5 protein-coding genes are annotated in these 7,579 nt (G+C 42.7%); 2 read left to right on the forward strand and 3 right to left on the reverse strand.

Features of this window, described 5'->3' with window-relative positions; genetic code table 11:
- Positions 1-182 precede the first annotated feature (182 nt).
- Positions 183-3,209, forward strand: a complete 3,027-nt coding sequence (gene sbcC / locus A3775_RS17850) for an exonuclease subunit SbcC (protein ID WP_066426082.1) — start codon at positions 183-185, stop codon at positions 3,207-3,209.
- Positions 3,210-3,229: 20 nt separating this feature from the next.
- Here sbcC and A3775_RS17855 read toward each other — a convergent pair whose 3' ends face one another.
- Together A3775_RS17855 and A3775_RS17860 are read right to left on the reverse strand one after the other, a co-directional pair.
- Complete coding sequence (locus tag A3775_RS17855) at positions 3,230-3,712, reverse strand: SH3 domain-containing protein (RefSeq protein WP_066426156.1); 483 nt, start codon at positions 3,710-3,712, stop codon at positions 3,230-3,232.
- A 322-nt stretch (positions 3,713-4,034) separates the two neighbouring features.
- Complete coding sequence (locus A3775_RS17860) at positions 4,035-5,546, reverse strand: AAA family ATPase (protein ID WP_066380558.1); 1,512 nt, start codon at positions 5,544-5,546, stop codon at positions 4,035-4,037.
- A 223-nt stretch (positions 5,547-5,769) separates the two neighbouring features.
- Here A3775_RS17860 and A3775_RS17865 point away from each other — a divergent pair, with 223 nt between their 5' ends.
- On the forward strand, positions 5,770-5,955 hold the full coding sequence (locus A3775_RS17865; protein ID WP_066380557.1) for a DDE transposase family protein: 186 nt from the start codon (positions 5,770-5,772) through the stop codon (positions 5,953-5,955).
- Positions 5,956-5,957: 2 nt separating this feature from the next.
- On the opposite strand, the gene ctpC is transcribed toward A3775_RS17865, so the two are convergent.
- Positions 5,958-7,259 (reverse strand): carboxyl-terminal processing protease CtpC, encoded by a 1,302-nt coding sequence (ctpC, locus tag A3775_RS17870; protein WP_066426084.1) that lies wholly within the window; start codon positions 7,257-7,259, stop codon positions 5,958-5,960.
- Between the last annotated feature and the right edge of the window lie 320 nt (positions 7,260-7,579).

A 7,579-nucleotide genomic window follows, 5' to 3' on the forward strand; every position in this document is an offset into this window, starting at 1 on the left:
AATGACTAATAAATCATTTATTATCATGATTGATTAGACAATAAAAGTTCACTCATCGTAGTGTAAATTTTTGTAAAGCTGGGGACTTGAAGACTAGAAACCTGATCCACAGCTAGCTAAACTATCAAAGAGTGCATCTGTACTGCTAGTTAATTAAATGTAGATGTGGCACTATAGCCTCAATGATCCCAGTACAACTTATTCTGAAAAATTTTCTTAGTTACCGTGATGCAACTTTAGATTTTCGGGGTTTGCATACGGCTTGTATTTGTGGTGCTAATGGAGCAGGTAAATCTTCACTTCTGGAAGCGATTACGTGGGCGGTTTGGGGTGAAAGCCGGGCTGCTGCTGAAGATGATGTGATTCATGCTGGTGCTAAGGAAGTGAGGGTTGATTTCACTTTTCTCAATAATCAAGAAACCTATCGTATCATCCGCAGTAGAGTTAGGGGTGAGGCTGGGATTCTAGAATTTCAAATTGAAACACCGTCTGGGTTTCGTCCTTTGAGTGGGAAAGGCATCCGGGCTACACAGGAGTTAATTCTAGAATATATTAAGCTTGATTATGATACTTTTATTAATTCTGCCTATCTGCGTCAAGGGCGTGCAGATGAATTCATGCTCAAACGTCCGAGTGAACGTAAAGAGATTTTGGCGGAGTTACTCAAGCTGAATCAATATGATGAATTAGAGGATAGAGCTAAAGAATTATCTCGGCATTTTAAAGGTAGAGCCGAAGAACTAGAGCGTTCTTTGGAGTCGATTAAAACGCAGTTACAACAGCGTCAGACAACGGCAGAGCAACGGGCAGAATTAGAAGCTAAAATTAATCAATTACAACAAGTACAAGCTTTTGAAAATATTCAATTACAAAGTTTGCAAGTTGTCCAACATCAACGCAGTAATTGGGAACAACAACTACATTTTGTCAGGCAACAATATCAGAATTTAACTCAAGATGGCGATCGCCTACAACAAGAGCAAGCAGCAGTAGAAAGTCAAATGGCTCAGTTAACAGCCCTGCTGAGTCAAGAAACAGAGATTAAAAACGGTTACGCTCATTATCAAACTCTGCAAACTCAAGAAGAAGCCTACGCCCATAAATTTGCTCAACACACTCAAGCTACTACACTGCGTCAACAAAAACAGCAACAATTAACACAACAAATTCACGAATTAGAAAGACAATTACAACAAGCCCAAGGACAATTAGCAGCTTTACAACAACAAGAGCAAGAAATCCAGCAAACTCTGTCAAAATCCGGGGAAATTGAAGCCGCATTAGCTCAACTTGCCGCCGCCCGTCGTCATCTAACTCATTTAGATGAATTACAGATGCAAGTCGCGCCTTTATTACAGCAGCGTCAAAATTTACAAAGTCATTTAGATCGGGTTCAGGCTGGTTTGGTAGCACGGCTAGAACAGCTACACGCGACAGAAAACCAACTCAAACGCGCTTCGCAACGCCAACCCCAACTGCAACAAGCGGTGATGGAGGTGGGAACACAGATTGAGCAAATGGAGAAAGATCGGGTTTATCTGCAACGAGTTCAGGAAAAAGGCCACGAAAGAAGGCATTTTATTGAACGTCTGCAAACGCAACATCGAGAATATGAGAGATTATTGGGAGAATTAGAGCAGAAGTTACAAATGTTGCGTCATCCCGATGCTATTTGTCCATTATGTGAACGTCCTTTAGATGAACATCATTGGAATCGGGTGGTTGATAAAACTAGAGAGGAGTACCAAGAGACGGAAGGACAATTGTGGGTGTTCCGGGAACAAATGGCGGTGTCAGATAGAGAAATTCAATTATTAAGGCAGGAATACCGGGAAATAAACCAGAAGTTGCAAGCTTATGACGCTTTACGGGAGCAAAGAGGACAATTAGCCGCTCAGTTACAATCTACCAGCGATGCAGAACAACAGTTACAGCAACTAGCGGCGGAAAAGGAACATTTAGAGCGATCGCTGCAAGTTGGTGATTATGCTTCTGTGCAACAAGCGGAGTTGCAACAATTAGACCAATATCTGCAACAACTCAATTATAATGAGCAAGACCATGCTTTGGCACGGAGCGAAGTAGAACGCTGGCGGTGGGCAGAAATTAGGCAAGGACAAATCAAAGACGCTACGAAACGTCAAGCCCAGCTAGCAGCCCGGAAACCAGAATTACAAGCCCAAATTGCCGATTTACAAACGAGAATCGAGCAAGAGCAGATAAATTCGGATTGTGCTAAACAAATTGCTGCTTTAGAGCAGCAAATTAAAGAAATTGCCTATAGTGCCGAACAGCACCACAACCTGCGCGCTAGTCTACGTCAAGCCCAATCTTGGCATTTATGCTATCAGCAGTTGTTAGCAGCACAACAACAATATCCCCAACTTCAGACAAGGTTACAAGATTTAGAAGCGTCTATCACAGCTAGATTGGAGGAGAGACAGCAATTAGCTACTCAAATCACTAGCATTGAGCAGCAGTTAACCGAATCTGCCAATCCCATGCAACAGATTCAAGCTTTAGAGCAGCAAATAACCAGCCGCAGACGGCAGCTTGATGAATGTATCACTCAGTTGGGACGTTTAGAACAGTTGGCGATGCAATTGGAAACTCTGCAAACTCAGTATGAGGAACAACAGCAACAACTGCAATCATGCAAGCAACAACAACGGGTATATCAGGAATTAACGCAAGCGTTTGGTAAAAATGGTATCCAAGCTTTGATGATTGAGAATGTGTTACCGCAGTTAGAAGCTGAGACAAATCAATTATTATCACGGTTGAGTGCCAATCAGCTACACGTACAATTTATTACACAGAAATCTGGGCGGTCTGGTAAATCAACGCGGAAAAATGCTAAATTAATTGACACCTTAGATATTTTAATCGCCGATGCCAGAGGTACACGCGCCTATGAAACTTATTCTGGGGGAGAGGCGTTTAGAATTAACTTTGCAATTCGGTTAGCTTTGGCAAAATTATTAGCGCAAAGAGCCGGAGCAGCTTTACAATTATTGATTGTAGATGAAGGGTTTGGGACGCAGGACACGGAAGGATGCGATCGCCTGATTGCGGCGATTAATGCGATCGCCCATGATTTCGCTTGTATCCTGACTGTTACCCATATACCCCACCTCAAAGAAGCCTTTCAAGCGAGAATCGAGGTAAATAAAACTCAACAGGGTTCCCAAGTCATGTTATTAACTTGATAAGTGCTGAGTAGAGACAGTTATTCATCGCGTTTAATATTACCTACTCTGATCCAACCTTCTTGTTGGCTAGCTTCAGAGCGAATTTTTACCCAGTTTTTATCTTGGCTTTCTTCCAAAACAATAATTTTTTCGTTAAAACTGACACCGCCAACAGTTTGGGCATCTTGGTTTGCTTCACCCCGCAATCTCACACCTTCAGCCCAAGTGACAGTTCCTCGGTAAGCTCCTGGTGGTAATTCTTCTGATGTGGGAGAGGGAGAAGGGGCAGGGGAAGCGGTGGGAGTAGGTGAAGTTGTAGGTGTAGGGGTGGGTGTATTTTTTACATCAGAGTTGGGAGAGTCTGAGTTTTTTACAGAGGGGCTATCATTGGCAAAAATCGGTCTATCAGGGGGTATAGCTGTTCTATTAATAAAATAGAGGGCGACAGCAACACCGCTACCTACTAAAACAGCGATCGCTAATAAAAATCCCAATATAAATTTAAGTAATCCAGAAAACATAGTTAATTCCTTGTTAATAGTCATTAGTCATTAGTCATTAGTCATTAGTCATTAGTCATTAGTTTAGTTTCTCTCCTCCGCTTCCTCCGCTCCCTTAATAGCCAATAGTCCATATTAATTCATGATTAACTTTGAATTATGGACTATTGACTGTTAATTCACCAACTGGCTAACGATGTTTTCGCCAGAACTTACGCAACTGGTACATTGGTAGTACATTGGTAGGGTGCTTCAGATGCCAAACATCAGTTTACTTGCAGAATTTATACCGGCTGACGCACCCTACAGATAGATATTTAGTGTGACACTTGCTTAAGTCTTATTAGCGTAATTTACCGAAGGTGTCACTTAAAGAGCTTTGTTTAGACGCTAAACGCGCTCTCCCCGCAGCAGCCCATTCTTGCAGTTTTTGAATTTGCTCAACGGCAGTTCTGGCTAAGGGTATAATCTGACTGGCAGATTCGAGAATATCGTCAGTGGTAAAATCTCGGTTTTGACTAAATCCCAGGTGCATTGCTTCAATTAGCGTTTGCTCAATTTCGGCTCCTGAAAAATCTGGTGTTTCATAAGCTAACCGATCAATGTCATAATTTTTCAAATTGTGGGGGCGCAGTCGGGATAAATGGACATTAAAAATTGCTTTTCTTTCTTCTTGGGTGGGTAAGCCGACGAAGAAAATTTCATCAAACCTACCTTTGCGAAGCATTTCGGGGGGTAAGGCTTGGATATCATTAGCGGTAGCCACCACAAATACAGGTGAGGTTTTTTCGGCTAACCAGGTGATAAATGTCCCAAATACTCGGCTAGTTGTTCCTGCATCGCCTTTGCTACCAAGTCCCGAAAAGGCTTTATCGATTTCATCAATCCACAATACACAAGGGGCTAGGGCTTCTGCTACTTGAATCATTTGGCGAGTACGGGATTCTGATTCACCAACTAACCCCCCAAATAATCGTCCCACATCTAGACGCAGTAGTGGTAAATGCCAATGATGGGCGATCGCTTTGGCGGTTAATGATTTACCTGTTCCCTGAATCCCTACTAACAATAAGCCTCTGGGATGGGGTAAACCATACTGACGCGCCCGTTCAGTAAATGAACCACCCCGGCGCAATAGCCAATCTTTGAGGTTATCTAGTCCGCCAATATCAGAAATTTGCTCAGTCGCAGGGTAAAAGTCGAGGATTTGGGTTTGGCGGATAGTTTGGCGTTTTTCTTCTAAGACTAAATCTACGTCTTCTGGTTGTAATTCGCCGTGGGTAGCGATCGCTCTCGCTAAAACTCGGCGTATCCTTTCCATTGATAGCCCTTGACAAGACCGCACCAAATCATCTAAAACTTTCCCAGACAGGGAGTTACCAGTGGCTTGCAGTAAGCGTTCTACCTCGGTTTTAATTTCATTAGCGGCGGGTAAAGGAAACTCCACAACCGTTAAGACTTCGGTTAAATCATCAGGAATCGCAATCCGTGGCGATAACAAGACAATATTTTTCGGTTGTGACTTGAGGAGTCTGGCTAAGTTGCGGAGTTTGCGAGCGATCGCCACATCCTCTAAAAACCGATGATAATCTCGTAAAATTAACACGGCTGGGGCTGAGGCTGGTAATTTTTCCACAAATTCCAAAGCTTGTAGAGGGTTGCGCCGCCCAAAACCCTGATCATTCGGGTTTCCCTGATAACCATCCACAAAATCCCAAGTATATACAGGGCGATTCCCTTGATTTGCTGCTTCTTCTCGAATTGCTGCTTCTACCCGTTCCTCTTCGTATGTGGGAATATAAATCAATGGGTAGCGAGCGCGTAGCAGTAGTTTAAACTCTTCACGAAAGTTCATATATTGCCATTAGTCATTAACTGCTCTTGATGGCAATGTACAACAATTCTGATCTGCTTTGATTTTGAAACTTACTGGTGTAGCAGAGGAGCGAAGGAGAAAAACTAATGACCAATGACTAATAACTAATAACTAATAACTAATAACTAATGACTAATGACTAATGACTAATGACTACTTATGATAGAGTGCTTAAGGCTCATCCTAGCAATCTGTTGATTGTATGACTAATGCACAAAATTGGTATATTGTCAAGCGCAATACCGGAAATTGTGAAATTGTCCCCAGCCAGCAAGTTGAGGACAATAGTGGAGATATTACAGAAAAGTGGGGGCCTTTTAATTCACCAGAGGAAGCGATCGCTCGCCGTGTGGGATTAATTCGGGCTGGCAAGTGCCAACCACAATAAATTTACAATTGATTGGTTTGGCTTCTTTCTGCCGTTGGTGTTCTCTTGGCAGCGATTTCTTTACCCAAGATTTCCAAGGCTTTTGCATATTGCAAGTCTGCTAATGTGCCGATTTTGTCGCGTTCACGTAGCCACAATTCTTGACGCTGGGCATCAGTCAACTCTACCTTGATATCTGGGTCAATGCCATGCTTATTAATATCTTTACCACTGGGGGTATGATACTTAGCAATTGTCACAGCCAAACCTGAACCATCTTCTAGTGGGCGTACAGACTGCACCAAGCCCTTACCAAAGGTTTGAGTCCCGACTAAAACAGCCCGCTTATTATCTTGCAATGCCCCAGAGAGAATTTCACTAGCACTAGCTGAACCTTTATCTACCAAGACAACTAATGGTTTATTCGTCAAAGCCCGCCCTCTAGCTACTTCTCGCTCTTGTTCGCCTTGACGGTCAATAGTAGAAACAATTGTACCTTTATCTAGCCACATTCGCGCAATTTCCACACTAGCGTATAACAAACCGCCAGGATTACCGCGCAAATCCATCACATAGCCATCTACCTGTTGTTTTTCTAAATTTCTAATAGCTTGCTGCATTTCTTTAGCAGCATTGGCACTAAATTGATTTAAACGGATGTAGCCAACCTTGCCTACAGGAGTTTGCTGTTGAGAGAAACGCACCGGATGGATTTCAATCCGCGCCCGTTTGATGTTAAATACTTTTTGTTGACCGTTACGCTGAATAGTCAACACTACTTGAGAACCAGGTTCACCTCGGATTAAAGATACCGCTTCATTAGTATCCATGCCCTTGGTACTTTTGCCATCTATCTTGACGATGACATCTTTAGAAAGAATTCCCGCCTTAAAAGCTGGCGTATCTTCAATAGGCGCAATAACTACCAGTTGCTTAGTTTTTTCATCCTGGCTGATAGTGATACCAATACCCGTCAGTTCCCCAGAAGTATCCACCTGCATATTTTTGAATTCTTCAGGGTTCATAAACCGGGTATAAGGATCATCTAGCCTTTTGAGCATTTCCCGGATTGCCTTGTAAGCATCTTCCTGACTACTGTAAGACTTGTTGAGGTACTCCTTACGCACAGCTACCCAGTCAACCTGATTAAAAGTCCCGTCAACATATTGACGCTGCACGATTTGCCAAACTTCATCTACTAATTCCTTGGGACTAGCTTTAAACAAAGCCTGACCGCGCGAGTGAATGCCAAGGCTAGTAACTGCGATCGTGGAGAGTGTCACTGCCGTAGCACCCAAAACAAGCCTACTTTTTGTAATCACCATAATGACAGCTGCGTCAGAGGGAAAAATTGATAGTCAGTATGCCCAATCTAACACAGGGTAAACTGTAACGACTGCGATGTATTGTAAAACTTTTTAGATGGGGACTGGGGACTGGGGATTGGGGATTGGGGATTGGGGACTGGGGATTGGTCATTAAAAAAGTCAAAAGTCAATAATTCTGAGGCAAAATTATGAAATTTTGAATTTTGAATTTTGAATTTTGAATTTTGAGGGGACTGGGGATTGGGGATTGGGGACTGGGGATTGGTCATCAAACAAGTCAAAATTCAAGAATTCTGAGGCAAAATTATGAAATTTTG

The sequence above is a fragment of the Anabaena sp. 4-3 genome (assembly GCF_001597745.1).
GTDB lineage: Bacteria > Cyanobacteriota > Cyanobacteriia > Cyanobacteriales > Nostocaceae > Trichormus.

What these genes read in the sequence shown, in the direction of transcription:
- sbcC (WP_066426082.1), top strand. Translation starts at nt 183, where the DNA reads ATGATCCCAGTACAACTTATTCTGAAAAATTTTCTTAGTTACCGTGAT.
- A3775_RS17855 (WP_066426156.1), bottom strand. Translation starts at nt 3,712, where the DNA reads ATGTTTTCTGGATTACTTAAATTTATATTGGGATTTTTATTAGCGATC.
- A3775_RS17860 (WP_066380558.1), bottom strand. Translation starts at nt 5,546, where the DNA reads ATGAACTTTCGTGAAGAGTTTAAACTACTGCTACGCGCTCGCTACCCA.
- A3775_RS17865 (WP_066380557.1), top strand. Translation starts at nt 5,770, where the DNA reads ATGACTAATGCACAAAATTGGTATATTGTCAAGCGCAATACCGGAAAT.
- ctpC (WP_066426084.1), bottom strand. Translation starts at nt 7,259, where the DNA reads ATGGTGATTACAAAAAGTAGGCTTGTTTTGGGTGCTACGGCAGTGACA.